Source organism: Amycolatopsis pretoriensis (assembly GCF_900107925.1).
GTDB classification, from domain to species: Bacteria; Actinomycetota; Actinomycetes; order Mycobacteriales; family Pseudonocardiaceae; genus Amycolatopsis; species Amycolatopsis pretoriensis.
Genome location: NZ_FNUJ01000014.1, coordinates 1 through 15,840 on the forward strand (window position 1 = coordinate 1; position 15,840 = coordinate 15,840).

Genomic DNA, 15,840 nt, shown 5'->3' on the forward strand with positions numbered 1-15,840 from the left:
CAGCACGGCCGCGGCGAATACGGCGACGAAACCCACCTCGGCACCGTCACCGACGGCGACCACTTCGGCGCCGAACTCCTCGCCCGCGACGACGCCACCTGGCGCTTCACCGCCCGCGCGGCCACGCACGTCATCGCGCTCGTCCTGCCCGCGGCCGCCTACGCCCGCCTGAACGGCCGGTCCGAGTCCCTGCGCGCCCACGTCGCCGAAGCGATCGGCCGGCCGCGCAAACCGCAGAACGGCAAGGGCGAAGCCAGCATCGACCTGTCCGCCGGCCACGACGGCGAACCGATCCTGTCCGGCACGTACGTCGACTACGACCCGGCACCGCGGGAATACGAACTGGCCGTCGCGCAAACCGTGCTGCGCGTCCACAACCGCGTCGCCGACCTTTACAACAACCCCATGAACCAGCTCGAACAACAGCTTCGGCTGACCGTGGAAGCGTTGCGGGAACGGCAAGAACACGAGCTGGTCAACAACACCGACTTCGGGCTCCTGCACAACGCCGACCTCAAACACCGGCTCACCACCCGGTCCGGGCCGCCCACACCGTTGGACCTGGACGACCTGCTCTGCCGGCGCCGCAAGACGAAGTTCTTCCTCGCCCACCCGCGCGCGATCGCCGCGTTCGGACGTGAGTGCACGCGGACCCGGGTCTACCCCGACACGACCCTCCTCGACGGCAAACGCGTCATGGCCTGGCGCGGGGTGCCGATCCTGCCCTGCGACAAGATCCCGATCACCGACACCGGCACCACGTCGATCCTCGCCATGCGCACCGGCGAAGACGACGCCGGCGTCATCGGCCTGCGCCCGAAGGAGCTTCCCGACCAGTACCAGCCCGGACTCAACGTCCGGTTCATGGGCATCAGCGACCGCGCGGTGACGTCGTACCTCGTCAGCGCCTACCACTCGGCCGCCGTGCTGGTGCCGGACGCCCTCGGCGTACTGGACCACGTCGAGACGGGATCCTGATTCCCGAAACTTTCGAAATTGCCTCGAATTCGAAAGTTTCGGGTGCAGCCGCCATATTGACTGCTCCAACGAAACGGACCTACCGTTTTTCCGGAAGACAATTCCCTTCCGGAAGGAGCACCCGGTGCGCGGTTCACGGATCCGTTCGGCCGTCGTCCTGGCGGCCGTCACGTTGCTCGCGCTCGCCGGGGTGGTCACCATGGCGTCCGGCGCCGCCGCCGCGGTCGAAGACGACGGCGCCGACTGCGCAGTCTCCGTGCCCGGCTCGTGGCCCTCCACCGCCAAACTTCCCGATCCCTTCAAGAGAATCGATGGCACGCGCATCACCAGCCGATCCGACTGGCGGTGCCGGCGGGAGGAGATCAAGAAGCTCATCGAGCGGACCATCTACGGCACGAAGCCGGCGAAACCGGCGAGTGTCACGGGAACCGTGTCGGCCACCGGGATCACCGTGAACGTGACCGAAAACGGCCGCAGCGCGAGCTTTTCCGCGGGTGTCGACCTGCCGAGCGGCACCGGGCCGTTCCCGGCCGTCTTCGTCGTGGGCGGATTCGGCGCGGACACCGCCACGATCAAAGCGTCCGGCGCGGCCGTCATCAGCTATGACCCGCTCGCGGTCGGCAAGGAAGGCACGCCCCGCACCAACAAGCAAGGCGCCTTCTACGGCATTTACGGCGCCTCCAGCAGCACCGGGCTGCTGGCCGCGTGGGCGTGGGGCGTGAGCCGGCTCATCGACGTCGTCGAGCAGTCCGGTGGGCGGTTCCTCAAACCCGATGCCCTGGGGGTCACCGGGTGCTCGCGCTACGGGAAGAGCGCCTTCGCGATCGGCGCGCTCGACCAGCGGATCGCGCTCACCATGCCGATCGAATCGGGCACCGCCGGCGTTCCGATCCTGCGCGGGATCCCGGGCGAAAGCGGCTCCCAGCCGCTGAGCAACGCCTACGGCGAGCAGCCCTGGTTCGGCGACGCCTTCAGCGCGTACACCGGCAACCCGGCCGCGCTGCCGGTGGACACCCACGAGCTGGTCGCGATGGTGGCGCCGCGCGGGCTGTTCGTCATGGAGAACCCGCACATCGACTGGCTGGGCGCGCGCTCCGGCAGCGTCGCGGCCCTGGCCGGCGCCGAGGTCTACAAAGCACTCGGGGCGGGCGACAACATCAGCTACTGGTCCGACGTCCAGGACGGCACGCACTGCGCGTCGCGACCCGAATGGCGGACGCCGCTGCAGCAGAACATCCAGAAGTTCCTGCTGAAGACCGGCAGCGCGGCCGGCACGTTCCGGATCTCGGGCAGGAAGGCCGGGAACCTGGCCGAATGGCGCGACTGGACGACGCCGGTCCTCACCGACGGCCCGGGCACGACCACCCCGACGACCCCCACCACGCCGACCACGCCCACCACGCCGACCACGCCGCCGCCGGCAGGCACCTGCACGGCTTCGGTGTCGGTGAACCAGTGGACGGGCGGGTTCGTGACGACGGTCCGCGTCACGGCCGGAGCCACCGCGATCACCGGCTGGACGGTCACCGCGGTCCTGCCCGCGGGCGCGGCGGTCACGTCGGCGTGGAACGCCGGGCGCAGCGGCGACACCGGCACGGTCCGGTTCACGAACGTCGGGTTCAACGGGTCCGTGGCCGCCGGCCAGTCGACGGAGTTCGGCTACCAGGGCACGGGAACCGGCACCGGCACCGGCACCGGCACCGGCACCGGCACCGGGACCGGGACCGGGACCGGGACCGGGACCGGGACCGGGACCGGGACCGGGACCGGGACCGGGACCGGGACCGGGACCGGGACGACCGTGACTTGCGTTTGACGCAATTGTCAATTGCCAAAGTTGCGTGGCGCGAGTGTCGCCGCGGCTCCTAACTTCGGACGGGACAAGGAGTTCCCCGAAGAAGGAGCAGCACCATGCACGTGTTCGTCACCGGAGCGACGGGGTGGATCGGCACCGCCGTCGTCGGCGAACTGCTCGGCGCCGGGCACGAGGTCACCGGCCTCGCCCGTTCGGACACCGCGGCCCTCGCGCTCGCCAAGACGGGCGCCCGGGTCCGCCGCGGCGACCTCGACGACCTCGACGGTCTCCGCGACGGCGCGATCGACGCCCACGCCGTCGTCCACCTGGGCAACAAGCACGACTGGGCGAACCCCGCGGAGAACAACCGGACCGAGCGGGCCGCCATCGAGACCCTGGCCGGCGCGCTCGCGGGCACCGACCGGCCGTTCCTGCTCGCCGGCGCGCTGGCCGGCCTGGTCCGCGGCCGGCCCGCGCTCGAAACCGACGTCTCCCCCGCGGTCGGCCCGGACTCGATGCGCGGCGGCGGCGAAAACCTCGCCCTCGAGTACGTCGAGAAGCGTGTCCGGGTGGTCAGCGTCCGCTTCGCGCCGTCGGTGCACGGCGCCGGCGACCACGGGTTCCTCGCGGCCATCACCGCGGCGGCCCGCCGGCACGGCGTGTCCGCGTACGTCGGCGACGGCACGGCGGCCTGGTCGGCGGTCCACCGGCCGGCCGCGGCCCGGCTCGTCCGGCTCGGTCTCGAGGCCGCCCCGGCGGGGTCGCGCCTGCACGCGGTCGCCGAGGAGGCCGTGACGACCCGCGAGATCGCCGAGGCGATCGGCCGCACGCTCGACCTCCCCGTGGCGTCGATCGCGCCGGAGGACGCGGCGGAGCACTTCGGGTTCGTCGGCCGGTTCTTCGCGACGGACATGTCCGCGTCGAGCACGGCCACCCGCGAACTGCTCGGCTGGACGCCGTCCGGGCCGACGCTGGTCGAGGACATCGAAGCGGGTGCGTACGCGTGAAGGCGACGGTGACCGCGTTCATGCTGGTGAAGACCACCCCCGAATGGCTGGCCATGACGGTCGAGCAGCGGATCGAGGCGTTCCGCACCCGGATCGTCCCGGTGATCGAAGCGAAGACGAAGGGCGTCCGATCGCGCTTCTACGACACCGAGTTCTACTCGGCGCGGGTGACCGACGTCTGGGTGTGGGAGGCCGCCGACCACGAGGCGTACCAGCTCCTCGTCGACGCCCTGCGCGAAACGCCGTTCTGGGACCGCTGGTTCGAGGTCGCCGAGATCCTCGTCGGCGTCGAGAACGGGTACGCCCGGAACTACGGCGTCGACGCGGTCGCCAGCATCACCTCCTAGAGCACGAAGCCCGTCGGGAAGGGGTCATCGGGATCGAGCAGGTAGGTTGCGGTCCCGGTGATCCACGCCCGGCCGGAGAACTCGGGGATCACCGCCGGCACGCCGCCCACCTCCGTCTCGCCCACCAGCTCGCCGGTGAACGTCGTGCCGATGAACGAGCTGTTCTCGAACGGCGTGTGCAGCGGCAGCTCGCCCCGGGCGTGCAGCTGGGCCATCCGGGCGGACGTGCCCGTGCCGCACGGCGAGCGGTCGAACCAGCCCGGGTGGATGGCCATCGCATTCTGCGACTTCCGCGCGTCCGAGCCGGGCGCGAGGAACTGGACGTGCTTGCAGCCGTCGATCAGCGGGTCGGCCGGGTGCTTCGGCGGCCGCTGCTCGTTGATCGCGCCCATGATGTCCAGGCCGGCCGCCAGGATCCGGTCCTTTTCGGACCGTTCGAAGGGGATGTCCACTCGGGACAGTTCGAGGATGGCGTAGAAGTTGCCGCCGTAGGCCAGGTCGTAGCGGACCTCGCCGAGGCCGGGCACGTCGACGACGGCGTCCCGCTCGGCGAGGAACGACGCCACGTTCCGCAGCTTGACCCGTTCGGCGCGCCCGTCGCGGACCGTCACCTCCGCGTGCACGAGCCCGGCCGGGGTGTCCAGGCGCACGACGGTCGTCGGCTCGGTCACCTCGACCATGCCCGTCTCGACCAGCACCGTCGCGACGCCGATCGTGCCGTGGCCGCACATCGGCAGGCAGCCGGACACTTCGATGTACACGACACCCCAGTCGGCGTCGTCGCGGCACGGCGGCTGCAGGATCGCGCCGCTCATCGCCGAGTGCCCGCGCGGCTCGTGCATCAGGAACTGCCGGAGGTGGTCGAGGTGCGCCATGAAGTACCGGCGGCGCTCGGCCATCGTGGCCCCGGGGATCGGGCCGACGCCGCCGGTCACCACCCGGGTCGGCATGCCCTCGGTGTGCGAGTCGACCGCCGTGATCGCGCGTGCGGACCGCATCTACGCCACCCCCAGCGCGGCCAGCGCCCGGCCCATGTCGGCGCGGACCTGCTCGCGGTGGACGTCGGAAAGCGGCCCGCGCGGAGGTCGGCACGGCCCGCCGTAGCGGCCCACCAGGTCCATCCCGAGCTTGATGGCCTGGACGAACTCGGTGCGCGAGTCCCAGCGGAACGCGGCCACCAAAGGCTCGTACAGCGCGCGGGCCTCGTCGAGCTTGCCCGCCGTGGCCAGCTCGAACAGGCGCGCCGACTCGGCCGGGAACACGTTGGGGAACCCGGCGAACCAGCCGGTGGCGCCCATCAGCAGGCTTTCCACGACGACGTCGTCGGCGCCGCTGATCACGGCGAGCTCCGGCGCCCGTTCGCGGATCTCCAGCACGCGCCGGACGTCGCCGGAGAACTCCTTGACGGCGACGACGTTGTCGATCCGCGCGATCTCGGCGAGGAGGTCGGGCGTGAGGTCGACCTTCGTGTCGAAGGGGTTGTTGTAGACCATCACCGGCAGGCCGACCGAAGCGACGGCTTCGAAGTGGGCGATGACCTCGCCGCGGTTGGCGCGGTAGAGCGTCGGCGGGAGGCAGAGCACGCCGTGCGCGCCGTCTTCGGCCGCCGCCTCGGCCCAGTACCTGGCCTGGTGCGCACCGGGTCCGTGGACGCCGACGACGACGATCCCGTCGTCGGCGACGGCATCGATCGCGGTGCGCGCGACGCGGCGGCGTTCGTCGTCGGTGAGCGAGGAGTACTCGCCGAGGGAGCCGTTCGGGCCGACCCCGCGGCAGCCGTTTTCGACCAGCCACCGGCAGTGTTCGGCGTAGGCGTCGTAGTCGACGGCCAGCCCGGCGGGGGCGGCGTCGTCCGTTTTGTACGGCAGCGCGGCGGCGACGACCACGCCGCCGAGATCGCGGGTGCTCATGAGTCTCCTTCGGGTGCGGCGAGCTCGCCCAGGCGGATCGGCTGGGCGATGGGTCGGTGGTGGCGTTCGGCGCCGCCGCAGAGCTCGGCGACGGTCGGACCGCACATCCGGCCCTGGCACGGCCCGAGGCCGGCGCGGGTGCCGAGCTTGAACGCATGCGGACCGGGCGTGTCGGCGGCGGCTTCTTTCAGGCGGCCGTAGGTGGTTTCCTCGCAGCGGCAGACGATCGTGTCGTCGCGGAGCCAGCCGGACCAGTTGCGTCCGATCGGGTGGGCGGCTTTCAACCGGTGCGCGAACGCCCGGGTGCGGTCGCGTTCCCGGAGCAGGTCGCGACCGGGCGTGCCGCCGGCGGCGACGCAGCCGGCGATCGCGCCTTCCGCGCGGGCGGCGTCCACTCCGCCGATGCCGGTGATCTCCCCGGCGGCGAAGACGTTGGCGACGCTGGTGCGCTGGGTTTCGTCGATGCGGACGAAGCCGTCGTCGAGCAGGCAGCCGGCCGCGACGGCCAGCTCGGGTTGCGGCACGAAGCCGTGCCCGACGCAGACGGCGTCGACGGAGTGGGTGCGTTCGGTGCCGGGGACGACCGACCAGTCGGCGCGGACCCGGGCGGTGACGACCTCGCGGACCCGGTCGTCTCCGCGCGCTTCGACGACCACGCGGCCGAAGCGGTAGGGGACGCGGTGGCGGGCGAGGGTGGCGGCGTAGCGGACGAGTTCGGCGGCTTTGCCGAGGTGGACTCGGCCGGACCAGCCGTTGAGGACGGTCGCGGCGGTGTTGGCTTCGAGGACGGCGAGCACCTCGGCCCCGACGGCCAGCAGCGATTCGGCGACCGGGAGGAGGAAGGGTCCGGCACCGGCGACGAGAACGCGCTTGCCGACGGCGACGTGTTCGCCCTTGGCGAGGGCTTGGGCGGCGCCGGCGGTGTAGACGCCGGGCAGCTGCCAGCCGGGAAACGGGAGGACCCGATCGTGTGCGCCGGTGGCGAGGACGAGGGCATCGGGTTCGAGGGTGACGCGTTGCCTGGCGGAGCCATCGGCTGGGCCGCGCAGGACGTGGATGCGGAGGGTGGGTGGTGGCTCGACAGCGCCATCACCCGCCGCTGCGGTGGCTTCGATCGCCCACACCGCGCTTTCCGGCCACCACTCGCAGCGGTCCAGCACTTCCCCGAAACCGTGCGGGTCCGCGTGGAACTTCCGGTGGTATTGCCCGCCCGGCACGTCCGACTGGTCCACCACCGTGACCTCGGCCCCCGCCCTCAGTGCGTGCTCGGCGGCCGCCAGTCCCGCGGGGCCGGCGCCGATGATCATCACCCGGGTCACGTCTCCTCCTGCCGGGACTGGGTGCGGATCTCGTCCCCGTCGGCGGCTCGGCGGCGGCACGCGCGCACGTCCGGCACCCCGTTCACCGTCACCACGCAGTCGAAGCACGCTCCGATCCCGCAGAACACCCCGCGCGGCGCGCCCGACCGCGTTGTGCGCCACGACGTGCGCCCGGACGCCAGCAGGATCCCGGCCACCGTCTGCCCCGCGGTGCCGGCGATCGGCTCGCCGTCGACGCTGATCTCGATCACGCCACCACCGCCGGGCGGTCCACCGTGAACTCCTCCACCGGCATCGACAACGCCGAACCCGTCACCAACTCGCGCACCAGCCGGGCCGTGCCGACGCTCAGCCCGATGCCCGCGCCTTCGTGGCCCGTCGCGTGCCACAGGTTCGCGAGCCTCGGGTCTTCGCCGAGGACCGGGAGGTGATCGTCCACATAGGGCCGGAACCCCCCGTACGCGCGCATCACCGCGGCGTCCGCCAGCGACGGGAACAGCCGCAGCGCCGTGGCCGCGATGGCGCTCAGGACCGACGGCACGATTCTGTCGTCGAACCCCACGCGGCGGCGTGACGAGCCGATCAGCACCGTGCCGCCGCGCGTCGACTCGACCACCGCCGACGTCTGCAGCTCGCCGTCGCCCGAGCCGACCGCGCCCACGTAGTCGGCGTCGTACACCTTGTGCCGGATCGCCCCGGGCATCGGCGTGGTCACCAGCACCTCGCCGCGCCGGGGCCGGACCGCGATCGGCGCACCCAGGCGCGCCGAGACCTCGCCCGCCCACGGGCCGGCCGCGTTGACGACGATGTCCGCCTCGATGACCTCGCCGGGGACCCGGATCCCGGTGATCCGGCCGCCGGCCACGACCGCGCCGATGACCTCGGTGTCGGGACGCAGGCGCGCGCCGTGCGCGATGGCTGAGCCGAGCAGGGCGAGCGTCGCGCCGGCCGGCTGGACCTGGGCGTCCTCCGGGTAGCGGACCGCCGCCGTCACGGTGCGGGTCAGCAACGGCTCCGCCGCGAAAAGGTCCACTGTGGACAGCGGTTCGACGCGCACCCCCGCCGAGGCCTGGGCCGCCGCGAACGCCGTCAGCGCGGCAGCGCCGGCTTCCGTGGTGGCCACGACGATGCCGCCCTTGGGGTCGAACTCGCAGGCCTCGCCGAGTTCGGCCGCGATCTCCGGCCACAGCCGCGCCGACAGCTGCGCGAGCCGCAGCTCCGCGCCCGGGCCCTTGTCCGAGACGAGGAGGTTGCCTTCGCCGTGCGAGGTGGTGCCGCCGGCGGGCGCGCCGCGGTCGACGACCAGGACGTCGAACCCGGCGAGGCTCAGCTCCCGGGCGCACGCCGCCCCGACGACGCCGGCCCCGATCACCACCACCCGCGTTCGGTTCATCGACCCTCCGGTGTTCGGTAAAGCGAACGATCGGAGGTTAGGTCGCCGGGGCCGGGGGTGTCAACGGCGGCAACGGTGTCAGCGGGTGCGGCCGGCCGTCGAGCTTCTCGCCGTCGCGGTACTGCAGCAGCAGCACCGAGTGCACGGGGGCCGTCAGCGCCGTGTAGCTGTGCGGCTCGCGGGCGTCGAAGGCGACGTAGTCGCCTGGCCCGAGGTCGACGGTCCGCCCCGCCACCTCGACCCGCAGCTCGCCGGTCTGCACGACGGTGTGCTCGACCCCGACGTGCCCCTGCGACCGCTGCGGCGCGTCGCCGCGGACGACCTGGTCGTAGACCTCGAAAACGCTGGTCCCGTCCTCGATCCGGCGCAGCGGCCGGAGATCGACGCCCTCGCCGCGGAGCACCTCGACGTCGGCGCCGCGCACCACGGTCAAGCCACCGCGCGGCCGGTGGTCGAGCAGGTCGGAGATGGCGACCTCGAGAGCGCGCGACAGGCTGAAGACGGTCTCGATCGTCGGGTTGCCGGTGCCCGCCTCCAGCTGCGAAAGGGTCGCCTTGCCGATGCCCGACCGCCGCGACAGCTCGGACAGCGACAGGCCCCGGGCGGCCCGGGCGGCGCGGAGGTTGACGGCGAGCATGTCCCGGATCGACGGCTCGGTCGCAGCGTTCGGTAAAGCGTCCATCGAGTCCGGTCTCCGTTCGGTTCGCCGATCGCGGCCTATGATGCCACGCCGGACCGCCGTGCCAGAATGACCGCGCACGATCACCACCTTGGGGGAACGTTTCCGTGGACATCTCGTCGTCGTTCGTCTACACGCCCGAACTGGCCCGGCAGTCGTTCCGCGCCTGCCACCCGCGCAGCCCGCTGGCCCGGTGGCTGCCGGCCGGGATCTACGTGGTGCTCGGGATCCTGGCGCTGGCCGAAGCCCTCCGGGGCGCGCGGGTGGACCCGGTCGGGCTCGCCGTCGGCGTCGTGGTCCTCCTGCTCGGCCTCGGCTGGCCGGTCTTCTACGCGCGGCGCGTCGCCCGGGCGCTGCGGCCCCTCACCGAACCCGGGACCATCCGGCTCGAGCTGACGGACGCGGGCTACGCGGCTGAAGCCCCGGGGCGGACGACCAGCCGGCTGTGGCCGACCTTCAAGAGCGCCGCGCTGGTGCGGGGGTTCTGGGTGCTGAAGACCGAGTCCGAGGGCACCCTGGCGTTCCCGGCGAGCGTGCTCGACGCCGCGCAGAACGAAGCTTTCCAGGCGGCCATGCGGGACAAGGGCCTGCTCAAGCGCTGAGCCAGCCGCGGTAGGCGGCCAGGTCGACGTTGCTCCCGCAGACGATGGTCGCCACGTGCCGCCCGGCGAAGCGGTCGCGGTCTTCGAGGATCGCCGCCAGGCCGAGCGCCGCGGACGGCTCGACGACCAGCCCCGCCTGCTCCAGGAACAGCCGCATCCCGGCGATGATCGACGTCTCCCGCACGAGGACCGCGTCGTCGACGACCTGCAGCAGGTCGTCGAGCACTTCCGGGATGGGGAACCGGCCCGCGACGCCGTCGGCGATCGTGTCGGCCGAGTCCGTGGTGACGACCCGGCGTTCACGCCACGACCGCGCCATCGCCGGCGCGCGCTCGGGCTGGATGGCGATCACCTCGGTACCGGGCGCGAGGGACTTCAGGACGTGCCCGACCCCGGTCGCGAGCGCGCCGCCGCCGAGGGCGATGAGGACCGCGTCGAAGGGGCCGGACTCGGCCAGTTCGAGGCCGATGGTCGCCGCGCCTTCGCAGGTTTCGACGTCCAGGCTGTCCTCGACGAGCCGGACACCCCGCTGCTTCGCGAGCTCCGCCGCGTGGGAGCGGGCCAGCTCGAAGTCGCCGTCGACCAGCTCCAAGCGGGCGCCGAAGGCCTGGATGCGGTCGAGCTTCGCGGCGGGCGCGGACCGCGACGCCACGACGGTGACGTCGATTCCGCGCGGCCGTCCGGACAGCGCGAGGGCTTGCCCGAGGTTGCCGGCGCTGGCGCACACGGCGGCGCGCTCACCGCGCTCGGCGAGACCGTGGACGACGAGTTCGGTGCCGCGGCCCTTGAAGCTGCGGACCGGGTTGGCGGTTTCGAGCTTGACACCGATCCGGCAGCCGAGCGCGCGTTCGAGGGGTTCGCAGCGGTAGAGCGGGCTGTCGAGGTAGACCGGGTCGATGACCCGGCGGGCGGCCCGGATCCGGTCGAGGTCAAGACGCACGGTCCGCGAGCATAGCCGCCGGTTCCCGGGTCCGGAGCGCCCAGCGGGTCAGCCGCGGGATCGGCGCGACGGCGACCAGGAACACGGCGGCGACCAGCACCCACCCCAGCGCGCCGAGGCCGCCGACCGCGAGGGTGAACACCCCGGGCCCGACCATCTGGACCGTCGCCGTGGCCGCTTCGCTCGCCCCTTGGTAGGCCCCCTTCGCCTCCTCGCGCATGAGCCGCACCGACAGTCCCCAGTTCGCGGCCACGTAACTCAGTTCGCCCACGACGTGCAGCACCGCGGCCAGGACGACCACCGTCACCGCGCCCGCTCCCCCACCACCGGCGGTGGTCGCCAGCAGCAGGCAGCTCGCGGCCAGCACCACCCCGGACACGACCGCCGTCCGGGCCGCCTGGCGCGCCGTGCGGCCGAAGCGGGCGAAGGGCACCTGGAACACCGCGATGCCCACCGAGCTGAGCACGACCACGACGCCGCCGAGCCCCAGCGGCAGCCGCGTCGAGCCGGACAGCCACAGCGGCAACCCGGCAGACAACATCGCCCAGCACAGGGAAAGCACCGCCGTCACGCCGGCGACGCACAGGTACGGCCGGTCGCGCAGGACCGCGCGGGCGCCCTCCCGCCGTTGTGTGGCCGCGGCCGGCGCGGGCACCAGCAGCGTCGAGCCGGCCAGGACGAGGAAGCTCAGCACGTTGCCGACGATGGCCAGCGTGTACGCCCAGGGTGCGTCGGCGGTCAGGACGAGCGCCCCGAGGCCCGCGCCGGCGGCGTACCCGACGTGCTGGGCGACGCGCTGCTGCGCCAGCACGCGCAGCCGGCGCGTGGGGTCGGCGACCAGGCCGGTGACCAGCGCCGTCCGGATCGCCGTCCCGCCGGTGGCCAGCGCGGTGAAGGGCACGGTCACGGCCAGGAACGAGACCGTGCCGTCCACCGCCAGGTAGCCCGCCATCGCGGCGGCCCGCACGAGCGTCACCGCCACCAGCACCGCCCGGGGGCCGGCGCGGTCGGCGAACGAGCCCAGCGGCACCGCGGCGGCCATGCCCACGGCGCTCGCCACGGCCATGCCCGCGCCGACCGTCACCACCGGCAGCCCGAGGATCCGGGTGAAGTAGAGCGCCCAGATGGTGAACCACAGGCCGTCGCCGAGCGCGGAGACGCCGCGGCCCCACAGGAGACTTCTCATGCAACCACCCTTCACGAGAGCCTGAACGGTAGCATCATTCAGGCTCTCGTGAAGGGTGTTAGGATCGCGGGGTGAGCGGAATGGTCGAACCGGACAGCGCGGTCCAAGCCGCGATCGTCGGGCTGACGCGGGAGCTGTCGGACCCCGTGCGGCTGACGGCGGTGCAGCTGCTGGCGGCCGAGGGCCCGCACACGATGGTGCAGCTGGCCGACGCGCTCGGCGTCACCGCGCCGCGGCTGGGCAACCACCTGGCGCGGCTGCGGGCGGCCGGGCTGGTGACGGTCGAGCACTCGGGGCGTCACGCGCTCTACCGCGTCGGCCGCGACGACCTCTTGCCGGTGCTGACGGCGCTCGCCCGCTACGGCGGCAACGACTCCCTCGCGCCGCCGCGCCCGGTGGAGTCCACTGTGGACATCGCGCACACGTGCTACGACCACGCGGCGGGACGGCTCGGCGTGGCGGTGTTCGCCATGCTGGTCGACCGCGGCGCGCTGCGGCCCCCGGACGGCTCGGCGGCCGACCTCACCCTGGGCGCCGACGTCTCGGCGTTCCACGACCTCGGCGTCGACCCGGCCGCGGTGGACCCGGGCCGCCGCCGCTGGGCGACGGCGTGCCTCGACCGGACCAACCGCGTCCCGCACCTCGGCGGCATCCTCGGCGGGCGGGTGCTGGCGGCGCTGCTCGACGCGAAGTTCGTCCGGCGCGGGGACGCCGGCCGCGAGCTCATCATCACCTCGCTCGGCCGCCGGGAGCTCGGCGCCCTGCTGCCCGGCTTCTGAGCCGGCCGTATCCGGCGGGCCCCGTTCCGCCTCCTACAGTCCTCGGGACTGTAACCGCGGGCGAGATCGAAGCGACTCCCAAGCATCCCGAGTGGAGCGAAGGTGGATCGGATGAGCGAGGAACGACGACACCTGGTCGTCTGCTGCGACGGCACCTGGAACACGCCGGACCAGCAGCAACAGGGCCGCCCGGCCCCGACGAACGTCGCCCGGCTCCACCACACCGTGGCCGAGCGCGGCAACCAGCTGCGGTACTACCACCCCGGCGTCGGGACGGGGCCCGGGTTGCTCGACCACCTCGAAGGCGGACTGGTCGGCAAAGGACTGTCCGAGAACATCAAGAGCGCCTACGGCTGGCTCGCCCGCACCTACGAGCCCGGCGACGCCATTCACCTGTTCGGGTTCAGCCGCGGCGCGTTCACCGTCCGCAGCCTCTCCGGCATGCTCAAGCGCTGCGGCCTGCCCGCGGCGCTCAAAACGGCCGGCTCCACCGAGTTCTGGGCCGAGGTCGACCGGCTCTTCACCGACGTCTACCGGGCGGAGTCCGGCGAAGCGGCCAAGGCGGTCCCGATCGAGTTCCTCGGGGTCTGGGACACCGTCGGCTCGCTCGGCATCCCGGACTGGCTCGGCCCGCTGAAGCTCGTCGAGGACCACGTCGGGCACCTCCCCCGGTTCCACGACACGAAGCTCGGCGACCACGTCGTCCACGCCCGCCAGGCGCTCGCCATCGACGAGATGCGCGGCCCGTTCATGCCGACGCTGTGGTCCAATGTGGACAAAGAACGCGATGTCGAGCAGGTCTGGTTCCCCGGCGACCACTGCGACGTCGGCGGCGGCCACGACCGCACCGGCCTCTCCGACGCCGCGCTGCGGTGGATGATCGACGAGTGCCGCGCCGCCGTCCCGGACCTGGTCTTCGACGACGCGATGTACCACCAGATCGCGCCGGACGCCCAGGACGTGCTGCACAACTCGCTCCACAGCGTCTACACGGTCCTGTGCCCGGCGCCGCGGGCCTTCCCGTTCATCACCAAGGACTCCCCCGCCATCGCCGCGTCCACTGTGGACCGGCAGGCGACGCCGCCGATCACGACCGGCCCGTACCGCCCCGGCCGGCGGCTCGAGGTGGGCAAGTCCGCGACCGTCGACGTCTACGCGGGAAAGCCGTGGAACTGGACCGGTCTCTACCTCGAGCCCGGCGAGTACGCGTTCACCGCCGAGGGCACCTGGCTGAACGGGAAGGTCGCGCACCACCCCGACGGCACCGAAGCCGACGCGCGGCTGGACTTCCAGGACGTCCTGCACACGCTGGCCACGACGTCCGCCTGGCTCCAGACCCAGCTGGCGCGCCTCAACGAGGCGGACGCCCGCTCGTTCGGCGGCCGCCGCTGCGAAGACGCGAAGTGGATGGCCCTGATCGGCGCGGTGGCGGCCCCGAAACTCGACGCCCACGACGTCCAGCAGCCCTACGACGCCGTTCCGATCGGCGGCCGGGTCGACCGGTGGACGAACAGGACGGCGGGCTACTTCTACGCCTACGCCAACGACAGCTGGCTGGGCTACTCCAGCAACCGGGGTTCGCTGAGGCTGACCGTCTCGCGGCTCTGACCCAGGGGAACGTCCCGGCGGTCGCGGACGAAGAAGGTCGCCACCAACCCGATCAGCGTCATGCCCGCGAGGTACGCGCAGACCGAGTAGACCGTGCCCGTGCTCGACTGCAGTGCCTCGGCGATCGTCGGCGCGAACGCGCCGCCCAGCACCGCGCCGATCGCGTACGACAACGCCGCGCCGCTGTAGCGGACCCGCGTCGGGTACATCTCGGCGTACAGCGCCGCCTGCGGGCCGTACGTGAAGCCCAAGCCGACCGAGAACAGCACCAGCGCGAGCACCAGCAAGCCCGCGTTCGCCGTGTCCAGCAGGGCGAAGAACGGGACCATCCACACCAGCTGGACGGCGAACCCGATGCGGTACACGGTGATCCGGCCGACGCGGTCGGCGAGCCAGCCGCCGACGAGGGTGCTCACCAGCCACGCCACCGCCGAGATCATCACGGCCACCAGGACGACCGACCGGTCCAGGTGCAGGGTCTTCGTCGCGTACGACTGCACGTACCCGCCGGTCGTCATGTAGCCGACCGCGTTGTTGGCCGCGAACAGCAGCGCCCCCAGCACGACCAGCAGGCCGTGGTGGCGCAGCAGCGGCACCAGCGGCAGGCTCGACCGGCTGCGCGTCCGGCGGACCTCTTCGAACACCGGGCTTTCCGCGACGCGGCTGCGGATCACGAACCCGAGGACGATGAGCACGAAGCTCAGCAGGAACGGGATGCGCCAGCCCCACACGAGGAACTGCGCCGGCGTCGTCACCGCGGCGGCCAGCGCGAGCGCGCCGTTGGCCAGCAGGAGCCCGATGGGGACACCGATCTGCGGGAAGGCGCCGTACAGCCCGCGCCGGCCGGCCGGGGCGTGCTCGACGGCCAGCAGGGCCGCACCGCCCCATTCGCCCCCGGCCGACAGTCCCTGCACGATCCGCAGCAGCACCAGCAGGATCGGGGCCGCGACCCCGATCGACGCGGTGGTGGGCACCAGGCCGATCAGCACCGTCGAGACGCCCATGAGCAGCAGCGTCGCGATGAGCACCGCCCGGCGGCCGAACCGGTCGCCGAGGTGCCCGGCGACGACGGCGCCGATCGGCCGGAAGAAGAAGCTGATCCCGACGGTGGCGAACGAGAGGATCAGGGCGTCCTTCCCCAGCGCGGAGAAGTACTGCGTGGCGAAGACCAGCCCGGCCGAAATGGCGTAGACGAAGAAGTCGTACCACTCGATGGTCGTGCCGGCCATCGCGGCGAGGACGACCCGGCGGTGCTCACGATCGATCCCTCTCGCCATGACGGCTCCTTCGGTGTCCG

16 protein-coding genes are annotated in these 15,840 nt (G+C 72.6%); 7 read left to right on the forward strand and 9 right to left on the reverse strand.

Translation table 11 applies throughout. From position 1 onward, the window contains the following. From BLV96_RS43550 to BLV96_RS43565, 4 genes are all read left to right on the forward strand, one after another. The coding region (locus tag BLV96_RS43550) for a family 2B encapsulin nanocompartment shell protein (protein ID WP_091390330.1) at positions 1–978 on the forward strand (978 nt) is incomplete at its 5' end. 124 nt (positions 979–1,102) lie between these two features. After that, positions 1,103–2,794, forward strand: coding sequence for a glucuronyl esterase domain-containing protein (locus BLV96_RS43555; protein WP_425266218.1), 1,692 nt, complete (start codon positions 1,103–1,105; stop codon positions 2,792–2,794). 95 nt (positions 2,795–2,889) lie between these two features. Further along, positions 2,890–3,780 (forward strand): NAD-dependent epimerase/dehydratase family protein, encoded by an 891-nt coding sequence (locus tag BLV96_RS43560; RefSeq protein WP_086676841.1) that lies wholly within the window; start codon positions 2,890–2,892, stop codon positions 3,778–3,780. Next, positions 3,777–4,127, forward strand: a complete 351-nt coding sequence (locus tag BLV96_RS43565) for a darcynin family protein (RefSeq protein WP_279627573.1) — start codon at positions 3,777–3,779, stop codon at positions 4,125–4,127. The genes BLV96_RS43560 and BLV96_RS43565 overlap by 4 nt, the downstream gene beginning before the upstream one ends. On the opposite strand, the gene BLV96_RS43570 is transcribed toward BLV96_RS43565, so the two are convergent. Genes BLV96_RS43570 through BLV96_RS43595 form a run of 6 tightly spaced genes read right to left on the reverse strand, consistent with a single transcriptional unit; the run spans position 4,124 to position 9,431 of the window. After that, a complete protein-coding gene (locus tag BLV96_RS43570; RefSeq protein WP_086676842.1) occupies positions 4,124–5,125 on the reverse strand; it encodes a proline racemase family protein in 1,002 nt (333 codons plus the stop codon). The genes BLV96_RS43565 and BLV96_RS43570 overlap by 4 nt on opposite strands. Then, positions 5,126–6,037 carry a dihydrodipicolinate synthase family protein gene (locus BLV96_RS43575; protein ID WP_086676843.1) on the reverse strand — a complete coding sequence of 304 codons (912 nt, stop codon included), beginning with the start codon at positions 6,035–6,037 and terminating at the stop codon, positions 5,126–5,128. It lies immediately after the preceding gene. Further along, entirely contained in the window at positions 6,034–7,356 is a 1,323-nt protein-coding gene (locus BLV96_RS43580; RefSeq protein ID WP_086676844.1) for an FAD/NAD(P)-dependent oxidoreductase, read from the reverse strand. The genes BLV96_RS43575 and BLV96_RS43580 overlap by 4 nt, the downstream gene beginning before the upstream one ends. Next, positions 7,353–7,604 carry a (2Fe-2S)-binding protein gene (locus tag BLV96_RS43585; RefSeq protein ID WP_208608498.1) on the reverse strand — a complete coding sequence of 84 codons (252 nt, stop codon included), beginning with the start codon at positions 7,602–7,604 and terminating at the stop codon, positions 7,353–7,355. The genes BLV96_RS43580 and BLV96_RS43585 overlap by 4 nt, the downstream gene beginning before the upstream one ends. Further along, positions 7,604–8,749: an NAD(P)/FAD-dependent oxidoreductase gene (locus tag BLV96_RS43590; RefSeq protein ID WP_086676846.1), complete on the reverse strand. Its 1,146-nt coding sequence runs from the start codon at positions 8,747–8,749 to the stop codon at positions 7,604–7,606. Before BLV96_RS43590 ends, BLV96_RS43585 begins: the two co-directional genes overlap by 1 nt. A 37-nt stretch (positions 8,750–8,786) precedes the next feature. After that, positions 8,787–9,431 (reverse strand): helix-turn-helix domain-containing protein, encoded by a 645-nt coding sequence (locus BLV96_RS43595; RefSeq protein ID WP_086676847.1) that lies wholly within the window; start codon positions 9,429–9,431, stop codon positions 8,787–8,789. Positions 9,432–9,535: 104 nt separating this feature from the next. On the opposite strand from BLV96_RS43595, the gene BLV96_RS43600 reads away from it, so the two are divergent. After that, positions 9,536–10,030 (forward strand): hypothetical protein, encoded by a 495-nt coding sequence (locus BLV96_RS43600; protein WP_086676848.1) that lies wholly within the window; start codon positions 9,536–9,538, stop codon positions 10,028–10,030. On the opposite strand, the gene BLV96_RS43605 is transcribed toward BLV96_RS43600, so the two are convergent. Both BLV96_RS43605 and BLV96_RS43610 read right to left on the reverse strand, forming a co-directional pair. Further along, positions 10,020–10,970, reverse strand: coding sequence for a threonine ammonia-lyase (locus BLV96_RS43605; RefSeq protein WP_086676849.1), 951 nt, complete (start codon positions 10,968–10,970; stop codon positions 10,020–10,022). The two genes, BLV96_RS43600 and BLV96_RS43605, sit on opposite strands and share 11 nt — an antisense overlap. After that, positions 10,960–12,156: an MFS transporter gene (locus BLV96_RS43610; protein WP_086676850.1), complete on the reverse strand. Its 1,197-nt coding sequence runs from the start codon at positions 12,154–12,156 to the stop codon at positions 10,960–10,962. Before BLV96_RS43610 ends, BLV96_RS43605 begins: the two co-directional genes overlap by 11 nt. An 80-nt stretch (positions 12,157–12,236) precedes the next feature. Here BLV96_RS43610 and BLV96_RS43615 point away from each other — a divergent pair, with 80 nt between their 5' ends. Together BLV96_RS43615 and BLV96_RS43620 are read left to right on the forward strand one after the other, a co-directional pair. Next, a complete protein-coding gene (locus tag BLV96_RS43615) occupies positions 12,237–12,935 on the forward strand; it encodes an ArsR/SmtB family transcription factor (RefSeq protein ID WP_244180947.1) in 699 nt (232 codons plus the stop codon). A 111-nt stretch (positions 12,936–13,046) separates the two neighbouring features. Continuing rightward, a complete protein-coding gene (locus BLV96_RS43620) occupies positions 13,047–14,543 on the forward strand; it encodes a DUF2235 domain-containing protein (RefSeq protein WP_086676852.1) in 1,497 nt (498 codons plus the stop codon). On the opposite strand, the gene BLV96_RS43625 is transcribed toward BLV96_RS43620, so the two are convergent. Beyond that, on the reverse strand, positions 14,495–15,820 hold the full coding sequence (locus BLV96_RS43625) for an MFS transporter (protein ID WP_091390332.1): 1,326 nt from the start codon (positions 15,818–15,820) through the stop codon (positions 14,495–14,497). The genes BLV96_RS43620 and BLV96_RS43625 overlap by 49 nt on opposite strands. Positions 15,821–15,840: the final 20 nt, after the last annotated feature.

Bases quoted from the DNA above. Each gene is read 5' to 3' on its own strand.
- BLV96_RS43560 (WP_086676841.1), top strand. From the start codon at position 2,890: ATGCACGTGTTCGTCACCGGAGCGACGGGGTGGATCGGCACCGCCGTC.
- BLV96_RS43570 (WP_086676842.1), bottom strand. From the start codon at position 5,125: ATGCGGTCCGCACGCGCGATCACGGCGGTCGACTCGCACACCGAGGGC.
- BLV96_RS43575 (WP_086676843.1), bottom strand. From the start codon at position 6,037: ATGAGCACCCGCGATCTCGGCGGCGTGGTCGTCGCCGCCGCGCTGCCG.
- BLV96_RS43590 (WP_086676846.1), bottom strand. From the start codon at position 8,749: ATGAACCGAACGCGGGTGGTGGTGATCGGGGCCGGCGTCGTCGGGGCG.
- BLV96_RS43595 (WP_086676847.1), bottom strand. From the start codon at position 9,431: ATGGACGCTTTACCGAACGCTGCGACCGAGCCGTCGATCCGGGACATG.
- BLV96_RS43610 (WP_086676850.1), bottom strand. From the start codon at position 12,156: ATGAGAAGTCTCCTGTGGGGCCGCGGCGTCTCCGCGCTCGGCGACGGC.
- BLV96_RS43615 (WP_244180947.1), top strand. From the start codon at position 12,237: ATGGTCGAACCGGACAGCGCGGTCCAAGCCGCGATCGTCGGGCTGACG.
- BLV96_RS43620 (WP_086676852.1), top strand. From the start codon at position 13,047: ATGAGCGAGGAACGACGACACCTGGTCGTCTGCTGCGACGGCACCTGG.
- BLV96_RS43625 (WP_091390332.1), bottom strand. From the start codon at position 15,820: ATGGCGAGAGGGATCGATCGTGAGCACCGCCGGGTCGTCCTCGCCGCG.